This window comes from Novosphingobium pentaromativorans US6-1 (assembly GCF_000767465.1).
Lineage (GTDB): Bacteria > Pseudomonadota > Alphaproteobacteria > Sphingomonadales > Sphingomonadaceae > Novosphingobium > Novosphingobium pentaromativorans.
The window spans coordinates 916139-934269 of record NZ_CP009291.1 but is presented as its reverse complement, the minus strand read 5'-3'; the positions used below and the strand labels follow the sequence as shown (position 1 = coordinate 934269).

Sequence of the window (18131 nt, the reverse complement as noted above, 5' to 3'; positions counted from 1 at the left end):
GTGAAATACTTCTTCAGCCCGGAATCCGAAGCCCTCTATCTCGACACGGCGGGAACCATCATCCCGGCGGATGCTGTCGAGCTATCCGCCGAGGAATACGCCGCCGTCCTCGAAGGTCAGGCGCAGGGCCAAGTGATCCGGCCCGATGCCGATGGCCGGCCTGTCGCCGTCGAATACGCGGCAACTGTTGCCGAACTTTTCATGACGCTGCGCGCGCGGCGGGACGCGCTGCTGCGGGCTTGCGACTGGACGCAGATGCCCGACAGCCCGCTGGCCGATGAACTCCGATCCGATTGGGCCGCCTACCGGCAGGCCCTGCGCGATCTTCCCGAAACCGTCACCGATCCGGCCGCTGCTGAGTGGCCGGTCGCTCCAGCCTAGAAAGGAACTTCCCGTGTCCGAACTCTCCTTCAAGATCGGCGCCTTCAATGCCGAGACCCGAGCCGTCTCGGTCACCTTCACCAGTGGCGAGATCGTCCACAAGCGCGACGTCAATGCCGTGCTGAAGGCAGACGGCAGCTACGACAAGACGGCCACCAAGGCCCGCGTCGAGGAAGTTGCCATGGGCGTGGCGCACAAGATCGACGCTGGAGTCATCACCGCGGCGCCGGCCGATCCGGCCCCCAGCGACGACTGAGGCGATGGCTCGCGCCCGTTCCATGCCGCCCGGCCAATTCGATGGAGGGAAGTGCAAGTGAAGTTCGACGACTTTCTGCTCTGGCTGCTCTCGCTGTTTGGCGGCCTTGCCTTGTGCGGCGCGCGCCTGGGCTGGCTGCTCTTCGGTGTCGCGCCAGTGCCGCCGGCAGATCCGGTCGCGCTCGACCTGTGGCGGCGCAAGCGCCGATGGCTCGTGATCTCCGAGATCTCGGCGCTACCCGCCTTTGCAACGATTTCGGTGATGATCGGCAAGATCCGGGCATGGCCGGTCGAGGGCGTCGTGCTGTTCTCGATGGTGCTGGGCGCGCTCGGCTTCGCCTTCTTCCTCGACGCGCTGCAGACGATCGTACGCAGGCGCATGGGGCTTAACGGCGCGGCCGTGAAGGACGAGACGCCGTGAATATCTGGATTGTCCTGCTCGTCCTGGTCTCCGTCGCGGCATCTGCATTCGCCTATTGGCGCTCGCTTCGCCTGCACCTGCGCATCGTGGATATCGACCCGCAGTTTCGCGGACTGGTGACGCATGTGCTCGACTTCCTCTCCCACCGAAAGGACTGACCCGATGCAACTGTCCAAGCACTTCACGCTTGAAGAGATGGTCCGCTCGCAAACGGCCGAGCGTCTTGGGATCGACAATACGCCTTCCCAAGAGATCGTCGCCAACCTTCGCGGCTTGTGCGCTCATGTCCTCGAGCCGGTGCGGGCGCACTTCAACAGCCCGGTGATCGTGAGCAGTGGCTACCGCTGCCCCCAGCTCAATGTCGCGATCGGCGGTTCGAAGTCGAGCCAGCACTGCAAGGGCGAGGCCGGAGACTTCAGCGTCCTTGGCCAGCCCAACATCACCGTCTTCAAATGGATCTGGCACAATCTCGACTACGACCAGCTTATCTACGAATTCGGTGAGAGTGGCTGGATCCATGCCAGCTTCAGCGCGAACCGCATGCGCAACATGGAGCTGACAGCCGTTCGGCGCGGCGGGCGCGTGCAATATCTGCCCGGACTGGTGGCCTGATGCTGTTCGCTTGGATCGCTCGCCGCCTGATGGGTCTGGGGTTGTCGCGAGACGCGGCGGCGAAGGCAGCGCCGTGGATCGCCGGAATCGCGCTCTGTCTACTCGTTGCTGCGGCCCTTGTCCTGGCGGTCCAGTCGATCCGGACGGATGCAGTGAAAGACGATCGCGCCGCTTCGGACCTCGAGGCGCTCCAGGGGCAGGCCAATGCCGACGCCCACGCGGCCGACCAACGGCTCAAGGATGACCGGGCGCAGCGCGCCCAAGAGGACGACTACCATGATGCATTGGAAAGCCCGGCTCCCGGGGACAGCCACGATGCTGGGGTGCGCCTTGCTTGTGAGCGGCTGCGCCGCGACGGGCAGGATACAGCCGCAATTCCCGCCTGCGGCGGACGTTGAGCAAGCTCAGCAAGCCAAGCCGCGCCCGACCGCCGCGATCGCGACCGATGAGGTTGCACGCGAGGCCTACAATATCGAGATCGAGGCTTGGGGAGACCGGGTTCACGACGCTGCCGTGCGCAGCTGTCGCTGGATGAATGAGCGCGGTTCGAACTTTGTCTGCGGCGAGACGTCGGCCGAGCGGTACGAGCGGCTGCATGACTGAAGTTCAAGCCCCGGTCGACGGGCTGTAATATTTAATCAGTTAATAGACAAAAATACGATGTTTGTTTTAGATATTATTCAACAAATTATTTAATTTGAGTATAAAACACTGTGAATTTTTCTAGTTAGTTCGTCCGGAAGACTGGATATTAGTTGTTTTTGTATTAAATTCATTCTGTCTTCACTTGATTCTCCGAGAATAACTCGAATAGTTTTTTGTCCTTGCGAACCACCTCGAATTTCGACTGGGTTTGATTTGAAGTGCGTTCCTAAAAATTCCAATATATGATCGACATCTGAATTATCTATATCGCGTCTCAGTTCAATGTCTAAGACGCCTGCTCGATTACCACTTTGCCCGTTTATCAAATTTGCAATGCTTCTATGTGAAGGCTTGACGTTACTGAGTGATCTTACAGCTCGGTTCAGTTCTTTAATTTCATCGAGAATGAATTTCTCTGAATCAACTATCTTCTTCGTAGGTTCAAGGACTTCAAAAGTGCCGAACTCCTCGATGAATGAGCGGAACTTTCCCTCCTCCTTCTGATTATGAAGGCGATTGATGCGATCTGCTAACTTATCAATGAATTCGTTGGTTTGATGAATGTGTAGATCGCGAGGGTACCCGATGTGTTCGATCACTTTCGTGTCGAACGGTATTGTTGCGTAATCATCGGTAATGATAACTACTGGCTGCTTAAAGGTAATACGCATTCCGAGTTCGAACATAACGTTCGGATTTAGGCCAGAAACGTCGCAGACCACGACAGGATTCTCGTAAAGATTACTGATGATCCGACGTTGGATAACGTCGCCTTCGAAGGAGTCCGATACAATTTGGGGAACCATTCCAGCTTTTTCGATCGCGACATCGATAACCCGTCGAACATCAACCCAGTGAGATGCCTCGTACTTGGGGAGCATTGCCGCGATTGGCATGATAATGCCGCATGTGGCCTTAGCTTCCAGAGCTACCTCGTTTTGTGATTGCGGCGCCTTCACCAACTGCTCAAACCTTCCATCTAACTCACTGCTTGGATTGCAAAACAATGTCCAGTCCGCAAGTCCATTTCGATGGCTTAAGAATTGCTACTTGTAATCTCGGGCCTCAGGATCGCCAGATCGTCTCAGTTTGACTGAGATAATTTTCGAAGCTTTCAATTTCGCAAATAGCTGCAAAGTTGATAGTTTCAGAGTCTAGGCAACATATCCAGAACGATGTCGTTCACGGCATCCAGATCATCTGGCCCGAACCCCAGCAGGATGCGCTTCGGGTACTTGGCCCGCACGACCTTGCCGCCCTCGGTGCGCCCGACGAAGTCTATCAGGCCGTACTGGTGGGCGCGGGCCGTCTGGCCGACAGATCCTTCGAAGCCGATCGACACGCCATCTGCGCTCGCGCGGACCTTGAAGGAGCGGGCGAGGCGCAGCTTGCGAAACATCCGGTCACGCTTCAGCTGCCCCTTGCCGGCCTTCAGTCTGCGCGGCTTGCGCGGCTGCATCGGCGATCCATCGGGCTGGACGTTGTCAGCGATGCGCTTTGCATTCGCCTTGCGCAGCGCCATGCCGATCTTTCGCGCCGTGCGGCGGCGCTCTGCGGGGCTGAGGCTTTCCAGGTAAGCACTGACGGCAGAGTCCAGACGGGCGAAGGCATCGGCCATCAGGGCGCGACCTGGAAGGGATCATCATCGCCGCGCACCCAGATCGAGGTGATAGGACCCTCATAGTCGCGAAGCGGCGCGTCATCGGGGAACAAGGGGTCTGGCTCGTCGACAATGGCCAGCTGCCATTTGCCATCGCCCTGGTCGGCCGCGGTAATGATCTCGCGCAAGGGCAGGGTGATCTTCACATCGACGGTCTTCACATCGATCACATCGACCTCGAACGGAAAACCGGGTGTATTCGCCGTGAGCAGATCGGGCTGCTGGGTGCGGAGCCACCGGGTGACGATGAAGAAAAGCAAGGCCGGATCGTGGGTGAAGTTCTCGGCATAGACGATCAGGTCGTATTCCCACGAGAAGCCCTGCTGTCGGTTGCTGGCGGCGCGCACGTTGCCGCGCTCGACCCACATGGCCAGGCGGTCCGGATCGCGCGCCATGTCCGGCAGAAGGGCGGCGATGGCATTGCGGAGCGAAGCGGGCTTCTTCATCGCGTCAGTCCCACAGGTTCACGGTTTCGAGGGTGCCGGCGGCAGCGGACGGCGGATCCGGCAGCGTGACTTGAGTGCCCTCGGGCAGGACGGTTCCGACCTCGGCGAGACCCACGTTCAGTTCGTAGGCCCGCTCCACCACCTTCCCGGCGGTCGTGCCCAGCTCACGCCAGCAGATCAGGTCCAGCGTGTCGCCCTGCAGCGCGATAGCATTGCGGGCCATCAGATCAGCTCCACGGCAACGCGGCCGGTGCCGATGATGTCGCGCACGGCATTGGTGGCGAGACGGTGATATTCCTGCGCAGTCGTGGCTTCGGTGTCGGCGCGGGCCTGACCGTCCTGCGTTGCGGTGAGATCGCGGTGCAGCTCGGCCAGCTCGGCGGCCGCTGCAAAGCGCACGGCGCGGATGTAGAGCAGGGAGAGCCGGTGGTCGCCGCCGATCATGCGGGTCGGCTCCACCTCGGTCAGGTCGGCCGCGCCCTCGTCCTCACGCGCCGTGCGCCAGTCAGCCAGTTCGCGGTCGATCGTCAGCTGCCCGCCCTTGATCGCTTCGACCAGGCGGGCGTTCGTGACCATCTCACCGATGCGCAGGGCATCGCGCATCTTGTTGCAGTCGATCGCCGGGAACCAGCCATCGCCCTCAACGGAGAACCCCTCCGGCGAGGCAGGATCTGGCGGCAGGGCGAGGAACGCCATTTCGATCTCCTTCTGGGGGTTTCCCTTCAATCAAGTGGGGGGTGGGGAAACGGACCTTGCGGCAGATAGCCTCCGGTCCTTTTCCGCCCCCCGGCGCGGGTGGCGCAGCTCGTTATCCGGCATCGCCTGCGAGCTGCTTCAGCTCGCGCTCGATGCCTTCGATCAGTTTCTTGACGCCGCACTTCTCATGCAGCGAGAGGGCGCGTTCGAAGTGCGTCTTCGCGGCCGAGAGCAGGGCTCGCTTGCCACCGGCCACGGCATTCTCGGCGCTGGGTTCGAAGGCGTCGGCCTTGGCCTTGAAATCGAGGCCGAGGGCCTTTTCCAGCTTGGCGCGCACCTGGTCGAAGATGTCGGCGTCCGCCACCAACTGGGAGACGTCCTGCAGCACATGGAGCGGCACGGTGCCGGGCGACTTCACGCCGATCTCAGCGACTTCCTCGGCGAGGAGGGTGGCAGGCGTGCGCTTGTAGCGTTCGGGAAGCTCGATGCCCGCCCCAAGGACGTAGCGTGCAAGCTTGAGCGTGAGCGGCCAGTCCTGCACGTCGATCGCCCAGACCAGCATGGTCGAGACGATCTCGTCCTGCGCGCCGGCACCGGCATCGGCGGCGCCTTCGACCCATGGCCGGTAGTTGCCGATCATCTCGCGCTTGGTCTCGATCTTGCGCTCGGTCGACTGGGTGTTGCTGAGCGCGGCAAGGTCCTGCCCGAGGGCGGCGAGGAGGAGCTGGTATTCGCTGGCGACCGGGCCTTCGGTGGGCATCGCGGGGGCGCCCCGGACAGGCCGGCCTGCGGACATGGCGGCGAGCTTGCGCTGGAAGTTGGCTCGGGCGGGTGAAACCATGGCGGGGCTCCTTCAGGTTGGGAACCTGCCCCGCCCGGTTGGGATAGAGACGGGCGGGGGCAGGGAAGGCGGCCAAGGGACCAACCGCCTTTTTTCTCTTGGCTCGCGGATGATGCCGGTCCTTGCAGTCATCCGGTCAAAGCCTCTCGGGCATTACTCAGGGCGCGACGTATTCCTCGATGTTCTCGACGAGGCAGGCGTATTCGAGATCCTCGATCACGTAGGATTCGTTGGACGACTGATAGTCGGTGACCTGGTCGAGTTCGGGCTCGTCCTTCAGCAGGCGGCGGCGCTTGCCGTCCTGGTAGTAGAGCGAGAGGTTGTCGAAGCGGGTGATGAAGACCGTGCCGTTGGGGAAGCCCGGCACGCGATATGCAGGCAGGCCGCCGAGGCGCTTGGTCGACATGATCACGTCGCGCGCCAGTTCTTCGGTCGGTGCTTCCGACTGGTTGATCATCGGGAAGTACTTGTCGTGCAGCAGGTCAACCGAGACGATCACGACCAGCTCGGTATCGTTCTTCGCCCATTCGGCGAGCATCGATTCCTTGGCGTCCCAGACCAGCGCGTCGAGCGTCTCGTAATCGCCGCCAGCGCCGTACGTCACCTTGCCGGAGGCTGCGACCACTTCACTCAGCACGCGCGCCTCGTTTTCGGTGCGCATTTTCTCAAGCCAGCCAATGTTGACGTCCTGCAGAAGCGGATTGGCGACGCGATCGGTGGCGGCTGCGGCGCTGGTACCGTTGAAGCCGATCAGGATGCGATCGAGTGCCTGGCGCTTGAGGTTGTTGTCACGCCACTTGGTTTCGAAGTCCTTGAACTTCGCCCACTTGTCGATCTTCGCGTAGCGCATCGCCACGTCGAAGTTGGTCTGGGCGCAGGTGTAGGTCCGATCGTCCATCGCGATCGGATCGATGCCCTTCCGGCGATTGCCGTTGGCCGTGTCGGTGCGACCGGCAATGGTGCTGCCAACGCCGAGGCCGAGCAGCTCGCCCATGATCTCGTCGACCGGCTCGATGTTGATGCGCGAGAGGAAGTCGCTGGAGTCCTGCATGCGCTGTTCGAGCTTCTGCTGGACGGAAGGTTCGACGGTGAACTTGGACGTGCGGGCGACGTCCGCATCGATGCCGTTGAGCTGCGCGATCTGCGTGATCATCGCATTGAACTTGGCCCGGGTTTCGTTCTTCATGATTTGGTCCTCGAAAGGTGGGAGGGCTGGGATGCGCGGGCGATGGGTGGGTGGATCAGCAGTCGGTGCGTACGGCGTTCTCGCCGCCGCCGGTTGCCGGATCTCGCTTGGTGAAGGTGCCGGCGGGGGCGCCCTCGACCTTGGTGTTCAGCGCGGCGAGGTCGGCGGTGAGCTTGGCGATCTGCTCGCCGGTTGCCTTGGTCGAAGCCTGCACGGCGGTGGAGAGCTGGCCGATCATGACGCCGAAGGCGGCCATGGCGTTGCCGTCCGCCTGCGGCGGGGCCGGATCGTCCTGCCGCTGTTCCTGCGAGTGTTTCTGTTCCTGCTGGCCGCCGCCCTGGCCGGTCATCTTGTCGAGCATGCCCTTGATCGAGGCGAAGATGCCGGTCGGGTCGGGGTTGACCGGACCCCCTTCCTCGATCTCGATCGAGACTTCCTCGGCGGCGGTGAAGAGATTGGCCTTGTCCTGCTTGCGGTGGGCGAGCGGGGAATTCTCGCCCTGCTTGGCCGCGAACTGAAGCATTTCGGTGCCCAGCGAGGCCGGGCTGTCGGTGACGGCGAGACCGACGAGATAGGCCTTGCCGGTGCCCGCGAATTCGGGGGCGATCTCGATCGAGGAGAACAGCTTCTGGCCCTTGCGGTTGATTGCTACGAGCTGGTCGTTGGCATCGATCTGGGCGAAGAGGGCGAGGCGTTTTTCATCCTTGCCGCCGAGCTTGACGGTCACTTCCTCGGTCTTGAGCGCGACGATGCTGCCGTAGCCGTTGAACGGCGCTTCGGGGCTGAAGCCGCGAATGTGCTCCATGTTGACCCGCGCGGTGTAGGTCTGCGGGTCGTAAGTCTCCTCGGCATCGAGCAGCCACTGGCGCTCGATCTGGCGCCCATCGGTGGTGGCACCTTCGAGGGCCACTCGGAAAAATCGCGTCTTCGCCATTGGTAAGCTCCGGTCCTTGGGTCTGTCGTCGTGCGGGTCGGATCTTGCGCCTGGCGGGAACGCACCGACTTGATGAACGCCAAAGGACAGGTACCGCGGCTTCTTCGCAACGCGGGCGCGTTGTGAAGGGCAGGGCCTACAACCGCAGCCCTTAGCCGGGGCGGCGCTTCGCCCATAGCGTGGCACTCATGACGCTGGCGGCCGAGATCGACACCGAGGACGAGGACGGCGCTGCCGATGACGGCGGCGGCGGCGATGAGGCGCGCGTGCCCGCGATCGTCGCGCAGCGCACGAAGGCGCGATCGCTCTACTGGCGGGGCTGGACGGTCAGCCAGATCGCCGAAGAGCTGGACCTGCCCTATTCGACGGTTTCGAGCTGGAAGACCCGGCACAAGTGGGACGTTGCGCCCGCGATCATGCGCGCCGAGGAGGGCACGCTCGAGCGCTACCTGCAGCTGATGGCCAAGGACAGGAAGACCGGCGGCGATTTCAAGGAGATCGACCTGCTCGGCCGCCAGTTCGAGCGGCTCGCGCGGGTCGCCAGGTACGTCGATGGCGGCAACGAGGCGGACCTCAATCCCGACCGGGCGAACGGGGCGAAGGCGACCAACGCCAAGAAGGAGAAGACCAAGAACCTGATTACGTCCGAGATGGCTGGGAAGCTGCGCGAGGACATGCGCAGCTCGCTGTTCGGGCACCAGTCGGTCTGGCTGGACACCACCAGCCTGCGCACGCGCATGATCCTGAAATCGCGCCAGATCGGCGCGACCTGGTACTTCGCCCGCGAGCGTCTGCTGGTCGCGTTGGAAACCGGCAAGAACCAGATCTTCATTTCGGCAAGCCGCGCTCAGGCGAACATCTTCCGCAATTACATCGTCCAGTGGGTGCAGAAGGTTTGCGGGATCACGCTGAAGGGCGATCCCATCGTGATCCAGCGCGGCGAGGGCGAGGAGGGCGAAGGCCTCGAGCCGGTGGAGCTGTACTTCCTCGGTACCAACTACCGCACGGCGCAGGGCTATCACGGCGACGTCATCATCGACGAGTGCTTCTGGATCTACGGCTTCGAGGAGCTGTTCAAGGTCGCCAGCGCCATGGCGACGCAGAAGCAGTACACGCGCACGCTGTTCTCGACGCCCTCGACGCTGGCGCACGAGGCCTACCCGATGTGGACGGGCGAGCGTTTCAACCGCCGCCGCGCCAAGGCCGACCGGATCAAGATCGACATCGGGCACGATGCGCTGAAGGACGGGGTGCTGGGCACGGACGGGATCTGGCGCCAGATCGTCACCGTCTTCGACGCGATCGCCGGGGGCTTCAACCTGGTCGACGTGGAGGAGCTGCAGCTCGAGTACGCGCTCGACGAATTCGACAACCTGTTTCGCTGCATTTTCCTGGACGACAGCCAGTCGATGTTCCCGTTCCAGATCATGCGCCGCTGCATGGTCGACAGCTGGGACGTGTGGAAGGACTACCAGCCCTATGCCCTGCGGCCCTACGCGGGCGAGGTGTGGATCGGCTACGATCCCAACGCCAGTGAGAGCGGGACGGGTGACGACGCCGCGCTGGTCGCCGTCGCCGCGCCTACCAGGCCTGGGGCCAAATTCCGCGTTCTGGAAAAGAAACGCCTGAAGGGCAGGGACTTTCAGGGGCAGGCCGACGCGATTCGCGAAATGGCCGCCAAGTACAACGTCACGCGCATCGGCATCGATACGACCGGGGCAGGCAAGGCCGTTCACCAGCTCGTGTCCAAGTGGTTCCCGATGGCGCAGGCGATCACCTACTCGGTCCAGACCAAGACGAGCATGGTGCTGAAGGCGAAGAACGTCATCAGCACCGGCCGCCTCGAGTTCGACGCCGGGTGGCTGGACGTGATGCAGGCCTTCATGGCGATCCGGCCCGAGATCACCAAGGGCGGCACGCAAGTGACATACGTGGCGAGCCGTGCCGGCGGCGTAGGCCATGCCGACCTTGCCTGGGCGATCATGCACGCCCTGTTCTTCGAACCGCTCGACATCACCGAACCTGTCGGCGGGGGTTCTACCGTGGAGATTTCCTGAAATGACCGAGCAGACGACGTTGCCGATGGCGGCGAACGACAGCGGGGCCGTCCCCTCGGCGCAGGCCTTCACCTTCGGCGATCCGGAAAGCGTGATCGACCGGCGCGAGATCTTCGACCTGTTCGAGGTGGCTCACAACGGCAAGTGGTACGAACCGCCGATCTCGCAGGCAGGGCTTGGCCGGGCCTATCGCATGGCGCCGCACCACCAGAGCGCGATCCTGTTCAAACGCAACCTGCTCGCGGCGAGCTTCGTGCCCGGCAAGATCTTCAGCCGGTCGGACTTCGCGCGCTGGGCGCTCGACTGGCTGATCATGGGCAATGCCTATCTCGAGCGGCTCGACAGCATTTCCGGCAAGGCGCTGGCCGTGACGCCGCTGCCCGCCGCCTACATGCGCGCAGGGCTCAAGCCGGAGCAGTATTTCTGGGTGCCGCGCACCTGGTCGATCTCCGATGCGAAAGAGTTCGCGCCGGGGCGCGTACATCACCTGCTCGAGCCGGATCCGATGCAGGAGATCTACGGCATGCCCGAGTATCTCTCGGCGCTGCAGTCGGGCTTGCTCAACGAGAGCGCGACCCTGTTCCGCCGCCGCTACTACCTCAACGGCAGCCATGCGGGCTTCATCCTCTATATCTCGGAGGAAGGGCTGGGGAACGTCGACAGCGACATGATCCGCAAGGCGATGCGCGATGCCAAGGGGCCGGGCAACTTCCGCAACCTCTACCTGCATATCCCGAAGGGCAAGGAGAACGGCGTGAAGGTGATCCCGATCGCCGAGGTGGGCGCCAAGGACGAGTTCCTCAACATCAAGGACGTGACCGCGCAGGACCTGCTCGCCGCGCACCGCGTGCCGCCCCAGCTGCTCGGCATCGTGCCCAAGAACACCGGCGGTTTCGGCAATGTCACCGATGCGGCGGCCGTCTTCTACGAGATGGAGATCATGCCGATCCAGCAGCGCATGCGCGAGGTGAACGACTGGCTGGGCGTGGAGGCCGTGAGGTTCGAGAGACCGGCCATCGCGATGCAGTTGCCTGCCAGCTGATGAAATTGCCCCGTCGATAGGCGGGGGACCGGGGCGCGCCAACGCCCCAAGTCCGACGAAGCACGCTCGTCATGATCCTGATCGGTCCCGCCTCGGGACCATCCCGCCTGCCGAATCGGCGGGAGAACAAATAGGAAACAAAGGCGATGCTGTCGAATCCCCAATCCATCCTCGATCCGGTCGAGCCGGTGAGGCCGCTGGCGCCGTACATCGGCGGCAAGCGGCAGCTGGCCAAGCGCCTGGTCGCGCTGATCAACTCGATCGAGCATCGCACGTATGCCGAGGCCTTCGTCGGCATGGGCGGCGTGTTCCTGCGCCGCGACCAGCGGCCCAAGGCGGAAGTGATCAACGACTGGTCGGAAGACGTCGCCACTTTCTTCCGCGTGATCCAGCACCACTACCTCGCCTTCCTGGACATGCTTCGCTGGCAGGTGACGAGCCGGGCCGGGTTCGAGAAGCTGCTGGCGCTGGAGCCCAGCTCGCTCACCGACCTGCAGCGATCGGCGCGGTTCCTCTACCTCCAGCGCTTGGCGTTCGGCGGGAAGGTCAGGGGGCGCGGCTTCGGCGTGGATCCGTCGACGCCGGCCCGCTTCGACGTGACGAAGCTGGGGCCGATGATCGAGGCAGTGCATGAGCGCCTGGCCGGCGTCGTGATTGAGCGGCTGCCCTGGTCGGATTTCATCGCGCGCTACGATCGGCCGGGCACGCTGTTCTACCTTGACCCGCCCTACTTCGGCTGTGAGGGCGACTATGGCCGCGATCTGTTCGACCGAGGCCAGTTCGAGCTTATGGCCGAGCAGCTGCGCGGGATCCGGGGGCGGTTCGTCCTGTCGCTCAATGATCACCCCGAGGTGCGGCGGATTTTCGAAGGGTTCGAGTTCCGCGAAGAGCGGCTGACTTACACGGTGGGTGGCAGCGACAAGGCCAAGGCCGTGGGCGAGGTGATCATCACCGGCTGAGACCGGGGGCAGTGGTACATCTTGTCGATGCATCACTGCCAATGGCTGAAGTTGGCCGGTTGCGGAAGGGCAGGTCTTGGATGCCGACTCGCACTAGCGGCGGTTCATATCCCTATCCGCACCGCCAATCTTCGCCGAGATCGACATGATCGCCTGCGAGGTTGGGCCATGCTGACTGTCGTTGTCGAAGACCATCCGCACGACCCGCTCGCGCACTTGAAGAGAAGACTCGTTCGCCGTCTTTCTCGTGATGTCGATCCTTCTCACGAGTTGTAGGCTCCTGCAAACCCGGCGCGGTTCAATACGGAAAGCGCGTGAGTCTTCGCTAAGTCCAGTGTAGGTTAGGTGAATGTGACTGTGCGGAAAGGTGGAAACCGTGCTGTTTTTCAAGAAACAGGAAGCCATGGGGTTCACCCCTGTTCCAGGCCAGAGGCAGCCAGAGGGCAAGTTTGTCGCCCAAAATGGCCGGATCATAATAGCCATTTTAGCTATAATTGGGCTTGCCCTGTTGTGGTGGTTTCTTTCGCGCAATGAGCACACCGAACTTGCGGGTTTGACCCGGACGACGGGTGAACTCCTCGCGGGCGGGTTGGTAGGTGTTTGGCTGACGGAAAAGAATTCGGCCAGCCACATCAACATTTACATTGATGGCAAGAACACAGCCGACCAGACTCTGTCCGCGGCGCAGGAGGCGCTTCGCGTTGCCCATGCGGAACTTGCGAAAGCACGGGCAGCCGCGCTGGAAATGCGGGAAGATGACAAGCCCACAAGCGCGTGAAGACTATGAGGCTCTGGCGCGGGCGGCCTTCGAGGACGTCGCGTGCATGCCCGCATTCGTCGATGCGATTTCCAAGAACCCCGCGCCGCTCTTCGACAGTGCACTTGAGAGGCTAGTAGCAACCTCGCGTTATGCGGACAATTCTGTCCAACCCCCTGAAACATTCAATCTCGTTTTTGAGAATACGCCCGGATACTATGCCAACACTGACCTGAAAAGCGGGACAATCACCATCCGCCGGAGTGTGATGTCGCTTATCCGCGACATTTCCGAACTCCACACTGCCTATGAGGCACTCTATGCCTTTGACGGCAGCCTCGTTCACGGACCGACCCTGACAAACGAGGAGATCAAGAAGCTTATCACCCGTTCGGCGAGGAACTTTGTCCGAAACGAGTCTGGGGTTTGGCGGGAGGATGAAAGGCTGCGGCAGTGTTTCCTGGAAAGAACACTGCGGGACACGGGCGAGCGCGCCACCCGCCAAACCGCAACGCATTTTTTTCTCAGGCTCATTTCGCTCGCCTGCTTTGTCGTCGCCCATGAGCTCGCTCATATCTTGCGCCACCGCCCGTCGTGGAACCCGCTGCGTCGCCGCAAATCGAGGGAGAACATGGAATTAGAGGCCGACCAGATCGCCGCGAAATGGGTTCTCGACTACATATATATTCCGCCAACAGTCTTTGCTGAGGAACCGCCGGTCACCGGTCAGGGGCCGATTGCGGACATGATGATGTCAGGGCTCTGGTACCGCGAGCAAGAAAGCAAATGGCACAAAGGCGGCCTCGAAAGCCTGTTCGAGGCAATATCACATGCCGGTAACGCGCCAAATGTGGTTTACACTTCGGAGTATGAGGCCGCCCGTGCCGTCTCGGTGTCGGTGATCGCACTTTTCTTCAATGTCTGGAGCCGGGTCGAGGTTGAGGCCTGGACTGCAGGGCTAGACTTTGGGCCGGGCTATCCGTCTGCCGCAGCGCGATACGAGAACTTCAGGTCAGCGTGCCATGCCCATCCGCATTCACCGCCGGATATGTTCGACAAGCCCAATGGCCGCCGGGGCCCGCTTCAGACCGAATACGAGATGTTTCGAGATATTTTTGTTGATGTGAACGGCAGGCCCTAATCGTACTTCTGCATCCAGACTTCGGATACGGAGAGATTCCGCACCATGCGTCTGATGGCGGTGCCCGGAGTCGGTTGACGTGTTTCCGCGATGCTGCGAGGCTTGTTTCGTCGAGTTGCAGACGTTCGCGCAATGTGCATCGGATGAGCGCTCTCCGAGATCTTCGCCCTTCGATTTGGTCAATGTAAACGGCGGCCTCCAGATTTCGCGAGTGCGATGACAAACGACTGAAACACGGGCATTTCCGCCGCAAACTGGCTATTCCGAATTCGGCAACCATGCGGAGCTTCCCATCCAATTGCTCAAATGACTTTTAGGGATGACGTTTGCCGTGTCGTCCGTGCCATGTCGCATGTTTGGATTCGAGCATCTTGCGCTCCCGGCTCGCGGGATAGACAGCCTCCACTTTTTCGAGAGTTCCCATGTTCTGCCATTCTTCTGCCCTCATACCCTTCGGTCGCGCAAAGCGCGTCGATGTTTGTTTCAAGCTTCCGATTTCGGGTGGCTTGCTAGGGACTAGACGCCCCCCACTGCGGTGAAGCCAATGCCTGGGGGCGGTCCTCAGGACAGCTGTGGCCAGCTCTTCGTCGCGTTTGTGCCGGACACTGCTCAGATCTATCTCCAGCACGGAAATGTCCGCAGACCGATAGATGGCCAGCTTGCGGGGGGTGCAGGCGTGCGTAACCTTGATCTCGATAGCGAGTTCAGCGCCGCGATAGCTGCATAGAAGATCGGGACGGACATCACCGAAGCGCTGCTCTAGGACGATTTCGTCCAAAGGTTGAAAGTCGGAGTCAATCGCGCCCCATTTCTTGCGGCTTGCTAAATGCAGTCCGCCGGCCGCCTCGATGATCTGCTTGCCGAAGAGATGCGCTTGGCTCTCTCTGGCGCCACAATCCCCGCCTGATACATGGGCGAATGACCAAGCATTAATCTCACCTTGTCGTGCGATGAGAGGCCCCTTGCAGCTGACACATGTGCAGCAGCAAGCGAGACCACGAGCGACCTGTTCGATCCTAGCCAGAGCACCAGAGGCATCTAGAGCGACGACCATCATTGGGTCGTCGCATTCACCGCCAATCTCGAATCCCAGCGAGTTAAGCATAGTATATTTTAACTGAGACTAATTCTATTTGAAGACCCGTTGTTTGCGATGTCCCGATGCGCCTCTAGCTGCCTAAGAATTCATGCGCCGGGAACAGGAAGTCGTTTCTCGATCAGGTCGTCAAGAAACAGAAGACTGCAACACGATGTTGGATTGCAGCACATGGAAGTAGCATGCCCGATTGACCTGCAGCGGGAGGTTCTCTCAGAATTCATCTAGCCCCCCACACCGGGCTTGCTCACACGCGCCTCGACTGCTCGCCCTTTGCATTGAAATTACGCAGGACCGGAGAGCCAGGCCCTTGGTGCGTGTCCCACCACGAATCCCACTCTTGCGCGCACCGAAAGCGAATCGAGGGAGTTGAAGGCCTTATTCATCCGTTGAAGAGACAAATTGGGCGCTCAGCATGGCCCGATCGACCCCTGCTTCCGAGCACGCGGCATCCAGTGCCGTCGATAAATGCGCCGCCGCGATGGAGAGACCGTGACGGTCGTAGAGGTCGATTAGCTCCCGCAGCACGCTTGCGGATCCTGTTACGGCGCTCTTGGCGTCTTGAAGATTTTCAAACATTTACGCACTCATGTGAATGTGCTGGGCACGACCTATTTCGTCTGACTACGTGAAACTATGTAGGTTCGCAAATCTGCTGCTTTGGTCCGATTGCACCTTTGCGTCGAAGCATGGCTAACCTTCGATGGAATGAGTTTTTCAGTAAATTAACTCATTAGCCATGGATATATACCCTTAAGTCTTTGCCCGAATAGATTCGATCTGATTTGGGACAGAATTGCCATGGGAACGCACGACTGCAGAGACTTGTTCAAGATTCGTGAAATCGTAAATTCTTTGCTTGCCAATTCAGCTGAGCAAGCGTCGGACACTGATTCGGCCCAAACCCACTTGGGGGATGACCCTGCTGCTAGCGCCAAAAAACTTTACGCATTTCGCAGAAAGCGTGATGTGGCGTTTGACAGCATTCTCTTTGGTGAACCGGGCTGGGATATACTTCTCGACCTCTATGTAGCCACCGTCCAAGACCGCAGGATCAGCATCTCAAGCGCATGCATAGGCGCGGCAGTTCCAGCCACTACAGCGCTGCGCTGGGTCAACCTCTTGGTCGAGCGCGGAATGATCGAAAGGTACCCGGATCCTGTCGATGCGCGCAGATCTTTTCTACGCCTCTCTCACGATACGCTTCAGAAGATGGACACTCTTTTTGCGGGGGCAAAAATCATGAACGAAAATGCACTAGGTTCGCGAGGGCTGTCATGAGGAAGGAAGATGACGGTCAAAAACGCAATCGAAAATTGCTTGTAGAAGCTTGGTCGGCTGGCTTTGCTATGGCTGCAATGTACCTGCTGGCTCTCAAAATGTTGCTTACCGGGACTATTGGATGACAACTGACAGTGCAGCGCTGTCTTCGTGACCTAGCGATGTAGTCGAAATTCACGAAAGGTGGCGGTGCCTATTCCGTGGGCGGGAATTCACGATCGGACCTGAAGCAAGCATCTAGGCTACGATATCGAAGTGATCACCTTATCATAGCAAATTGGCTTGGCTTCAGAACATTGTCGCCGGGTGGGCTATGTCCTCGCGTGGGTGGGCTCGCCTGTCGCCTGCATTCCAACATTCCGGCAGATCCTGCAGGTCAACATCAGTCCCTGGAGTTTGCGAAAGGCGCGTGATGGCCATGGGGTAGGCTCGGTCCCTAAGGCTAGGACAGGCCTCCTCGACCCCGCGCGCCGCGCTTGCCCCTGAGGTGGTCCCGCCTTCCTGTACAGGTTTGCGGCTAAGTTAAGCTCATCCGGTTGTTGTTTACGCCGCCATTCTGGTGATCAGATCATGGGGGGCATGCCCCCCATGATCTGAAGCGTCGATTTGCCCATATGCCTCTGCCGGGGTTTTGCCTGCAAGGCGTGAGTGAGGCCGGTGATGGTTGTAATAGGCGAACCAGCGGGACAGGCCTGCGCGCAGTTCGGAACCCGTCTCGAAGGCGTGCAGATAGACGCACTCGTACTTCACCGAGCGCCACAGGCGCTCGATGAAGACGTTGTCCATCCAGCGCCCCTTGCCATCCATGCTGATTTTCACTTCGGCCGCCCGCAGCACGCCGGTGAAGGCCTGCGAAGTGAACTGGCTGCCCTGATCGGTGTTGAAGATGTCCGGCTTGCCAAAGCGGGCCATGGCATCCTCCAGAGCCTCGACGCAAAAAGCCGCGTCCATGGTATTGGACAATCGCCAGGCCAGCACCTTGCGGGTGGCCCAATCCATGATCGCAACGAGATAGAGGAAGCCTCGGCGCATCGGTAGATATGTCACGTCCGCACACCACACCTGATTGGGCCGCTCGATCTTCATGTCCCGCAGCAGATAGGGATAAATCCGATGCTCCGGGTGCGGATCGCTCGTGCGCGGGCGCTGGTAGATCGCCGCCAGCCCCATCTGCGCCATCAGCCGTCGTACCCGGCGGCGGCCCACCGCATGACCAAGCCGCTGCAGGTGCCGCACCATCTGCCGGCTGCCGTACCACGGACAGTCCATGAACGTCTCGTCGATTACCCGCATCAGCGCCAGCGTCTCCTCGCTCTGAGGCGCAGGCGTATAATAATAGGAAGACCGGCTGATCGACAGCAGGCGGCACTGCGCCGCGATCGACAGGCGCTGGTGAGCAGGCTCGATCAGCAATCGCCTCTGGCCCGCGCTCATCGACCGGAGGCTTTCGCCAAAAAATCCCGCTCCACCAGCAATTGCCCGATCTTGGCATGCAGCTTCTCGATTTCCGCTTCGGTCTCCGTCTTCGACGCCTGCTCACCGCCGTCGAACAGGCTGGCCATCCCGTCCACCGCCTGACGCTTCCATCCCCCGATCATCGTATGGTGGACGCCGTGCTTCGCAGCCAGTTCCGCCAGCGTCAGTTCACCACGGATCGCCTCCATCGCAACTTTCGCCTTGAATTCCGCGCTGTAGCGCTTTCTCGTCTTCTTCATTCCCGT

26 protein-coding genes are annotated in these 18131 nt (G+C 60.9%); 13 read left to right on the top strand and 13 right to left on the bottom strand.

Features of this window, described 5'->3' with window-relative positions:
- Genes JI59_RS27295 through JI59_RS04290 form a run of 5 tightly spaced genes read left to right on the top strand, consistent with a single transcriptional unit; the run spans position 1 to position 1669 of the window.
- Positions 1–381, top strand: coding sequence for a tail fiber assembly protein (locus tag JI59_RS27295; protein ID WP_007014012.1), 381 nt, complete (start codon positions 1–3; stop codon positions 379–381).
- A gap of 13 nt (positions 382–394) precedes the next feature.
- Complete coding sequence (locus JI59_RS04300) at positions 395–637, top strand: hypothetical protein (RefSeq protein WP_007014013.1); 243 nt, start codon at positions 395–397, stop codon at positions 635–637.
- A 57-nt stretch (positions 638–694) separates the two neighbouring features.
- Positions 695–1057, top strand: a complete 363-nt coding sequence (locus tag JI59_RS04295) for a hypothetical protein (RefSeq protein WP_038575504.1) — start codon at positions 695–697, stop codon at positions 1055–1057.
- Positions 1054–1215 (top strand): hypothetical protein, encoded by a 162-nt coding sequence (locus tag JI59_RS27030; protein ID WP_007014015.1) that lies wholly within the window; start codon positions 1054–1056, stop codon positions 1213–1215. The genes JI59_RS04295 and JI59_RS27030 overlap by 4 nt, the downstream gene beginning before the upstream one ends.
- Before the next feature lie 4 nt (positions 1216–1219).
- Positions 1220–1669: a D-Ala-D-Ala carboxypeptidase family metallohydrolase gene (locus JI59_RS04290; protein ID WP_007014016.1), complete on the top strand. Its 450-nt coding sequence runs from the start codon at positions 1220–1222 to the stop codon at positions 1667–1669.
- 98 nt (positions 1670–1767) lie between these two features.
- Here JI59_RS04290 and JI59_RS27025 read toward each other — a convergent pair whose 3' ends face one another.
- Complete coding sequence (locus tag JI59_RS27025) at positions 1768–1947, bottom strand: hypothetical protein (RefSeq protein WP_038575502.1); 180 nt, start codon at positions 1945–1947, stop codon at positions 1768–1770.
- Here JI59_RS27025 and JI59_RS04280 point away from each other — a divergent pair.
- On the top strand, positions 1946–2272 hold the full coding sequence (locus tag JI59_RS04280) for a hypothetical protein (RefSeq protein ID WP_052117832.1): 327 nt from the start codon (positions 1946–1948) through the stop codon (positions 2270–2272). The two genes, JI59_RS27025 and JI59_RS04280, sit on opposite strands and share 2 nt — an antisense overlap.
- Before the next feature lie 89 nt (positions 2273–2361).
- Here JI59_RS04280 and JI59_RS25555 read toward each other — a convergent pair whose 3' ends face one another.
- The 8 genes from JI59_RS25555 to JI59_RS04240 form a co-directional block, all read right to left on the bottom strand.
- Positions 2362–3273, bottom strand: a complete 912-nt coding sequence (locus tag JI59_RS25555; protein WP_138921436.1) for a hypothetical protein — start codon at positions 3271–3273, stop codon at positions 2362–2364.
- A 188-nt stretch (positions 3274–3461) separates the two neighbouring features.
- On the bottom strand, positions 3462–3932 hold the full coding sequence (locus JI59_RS04270; RefSeq protein WP_007014019.1) for a phage virion morphogenesis protein: 471 nt from the start codon (positions 3930–3932) through the stop codon (positions 3462–3464).
- Positions 3932–4420 (bottom strand): phage tail protein, encoded by a 489-nt coding sequence (locus tag JI59_RS25550; RefSeq protein ID WP_007014020.1) that lies wholly within the window; start codon positions 4418–4420, stop codon positions 3932–3934. The genes JI59_RS04270 and JI59_RS25550 overlap by 1 nt, the downstream gene beginning before the upstream one ends.
- Positions 4421–4424: 4 nt before the next feature.
- On the bottom strand, positions 4425–4643 hold the full coding sequence (locus tag JI59_RS04260; protein ID WP_007014021.1) for a tail protein X: 219 nt from the start codon (positions 4641–4643) through the stop codon (positions 4425–4427).
- The gene (locus JI59_RS04255; RefSeq protein ID WP_038576948.1) at positions 4643–5116 is read right to left on the bottom strand and encodes a head completion/stabilization protein; all 474 of its coding nucleotides are present in this window, start codon (positions 5114–5116) and stop codon (positions 4643–4645) included. The genes JI59_RS04260 and JI59_RS04255 overlap by 1 nt, the downstream gene beginning before the upstream one ends.
- A 112-nt stretch (positions 5117–5228) precedes the next feature.
- A complete protein-coding gene (gene gpM / locus JI59_RS04250; RefSeq protein WP_038575500.1) occupies positions 5229–5957 on the bottom strand; it encodes a phage terminase small subunit in 729 nt (242 codons plus the stop codon).
- Positions 5958–6114: 157 nt separating this feature from the next.
- Positions 6115–7143, bottom strand: coding sequence for a phage major capsid protein, P2 family (locus JI59_RS04245; RefSeq protein ID WP_007014024.1), 1029 nt, complete (start codon positions 7141–7143; stop codon positions 6115–6117).
- A gap of 55 nt (positions 7144–7198) precedes the next feature.
- Complete coding sequence (locus JI59_RS04240) at positions 7199–8077, bottom strand: GPO family capsid scaffolding protein (protein ID WP_038575499.1); 879 nt, start codon at positions 8075–8077, stop codon at positions 7199–7201.
- A 188-nt stretch (positions 8078–8265) separates the two neighbouring features.
- On the opposite strand from JI59_RS04240, the gene JI59_RS04235 reads away from it, so the two are divergent.
- From JI59_RS04235 to JI59_RS04225, 3 genes are all read left to right on the top strand, one after another.
- Complete coding sequence (locus JI59_RS04235) at positions 8266–10134, top strand: terminase large subunit domain-containing protein (RefSeq protein WP_007014026.1); 1869 nt, start codon at positions 8266–8268, stop codon at positions 10132–10134.
- A 1-nt stretch (position 10135) separates the two neighbouring features.
- Positions 10136–11176, top strand: coding sequence for a phage portal protein (locus JI59_RS04230; RefSeq protein ID WP_007014027.1), 1041 nt, complete (start codon positions 10136–10138; stop codon positions 11174–11176).
- 146 nt (positions 11177–11322) lie between these two features.
- Positions 11323–12135, top strand: coding sequence for a DNA adenine methylase (locus tag JI59_RS04225; protein ID WP_007014028.1), 813 nt, complete (start codon positions 11323–11325; stop codon positions 12133–12135).
- Positions 12136–12228: 93 nt separating this feature from the next.
- Here the strand turns inward: JI59_RS04225 and JI59_RS27020 are convergent, their stop codons facing one another.
- Positions 12229–12402, bottom strand: coding sequence for a hypothetical protein (locus JI59_RS27020; RefSeq protein WP_153811641.1), 174 nt, complete (start codon positions 12400–12402; stop codon positions 12229–12231).
- A 100-nt stretch (positions 12403–12502) separates the two neighbouring features.
- Between JI59_RS27020 and JI59_RS04215 the strand changes: the two genes are divergently transcribed.
- A complete protein-coding gene (locus tag JI59_RS04215) occupies positions 12503–12913 on the top strand; it encodes a hypothetical protein (RefSeq protein ID WP_038575497.1) in 411 nt (136 codons plus the stop codon).
- Entirely contained in the window at positions 12891–14033 is a 1143-nt protein-coding gene (locus JI59_RS04210; RefSeq protein ID WP_007014031.1) for an ImmA/IrrE family metallo-endopeptidase, read from the top strand. Before JI59_RS04215 ends, JI59_RS04210 begins: the two co-directional genes overlap by 23 nt.
- A 313-nt stretch (positions 14034–14346) precedes the next feature.
- Here JI59_RS04210 and JI59_RS25545 read toward each other — a convergent pair whose 3' ends face one another.
- Together JI59_RS25545 and JI59_RS04200 are read right to left on the bottom strand one after the other, a co-directional pair.
- On the bottom strand, positions 14347–15090 hold the full coding sequence (locus tag JI59_RS25545) for a competence protein CoiA family protein (protein WP_160289722.1): 744 nt from the start codon (positions 15088–15090) through the stop codon (positions 14347–14349).
- 417 nt (positions 15091–15507) lie between these two features.
- Positions 15508–15708, bottom strand: coding sequence for a hypothetical protein (locus JI59_RS04200; RefSeq protein WP_038575494.1), 201 nt, complete (start codon positions 15706–15708; stop codon positions 15508–15510).
- A 246-nt stretch (positions 15709–15954) separates the two neighbouring features.
- On the opposite strand from JI59_RS04200, the gene JI59_RS25540 reads away from it, so the two are divergent.
- A complete protein-coding gene (locus tag JI59_RS25540) occupies positions 15955–16410 on the top strand; it encodes a helix-turn-helix domain-containing protein (protein ID WP_138921437.1) in 456 nt (151 codons plus the stop codon).
- Positions 16407–16535 (top strand): hypothetical protein, encoded by a 129-nt coding sequence (locus tag JI59_RS27960; protein WP_274378222.1) that lies wholly within the window; start codon positions 16407–16409, stop codon positions 16533–16535. Before JI59_RS25540 ends, JI59_RS27960 begins: the two co-directional genes overlap by 4 nt.
- A 418-nt stretch (positions 16536–16953) precedes the next feature.
- Here JI59_RS27960 and JI59_RS04190 read toward each other — a convergent pair.
- Positions 16954–18125, bottom strand: a protein-coding gene (locus tag JI59_RS04190) for an IS3 family transposase (RefSeq protein WP_085997526.1) whose coding sequence is annotated in 2 segments (ribosomal slippage) — positions 16954–17861 and positions 17861–18125 — 1173 coding nt in all. Because the reading frame shifts where the segments join, the coding sequence is not laid out codon by codon here.
- Between the last annotated feature and the right edge of the window lie 6 nt (positions 18126–18131).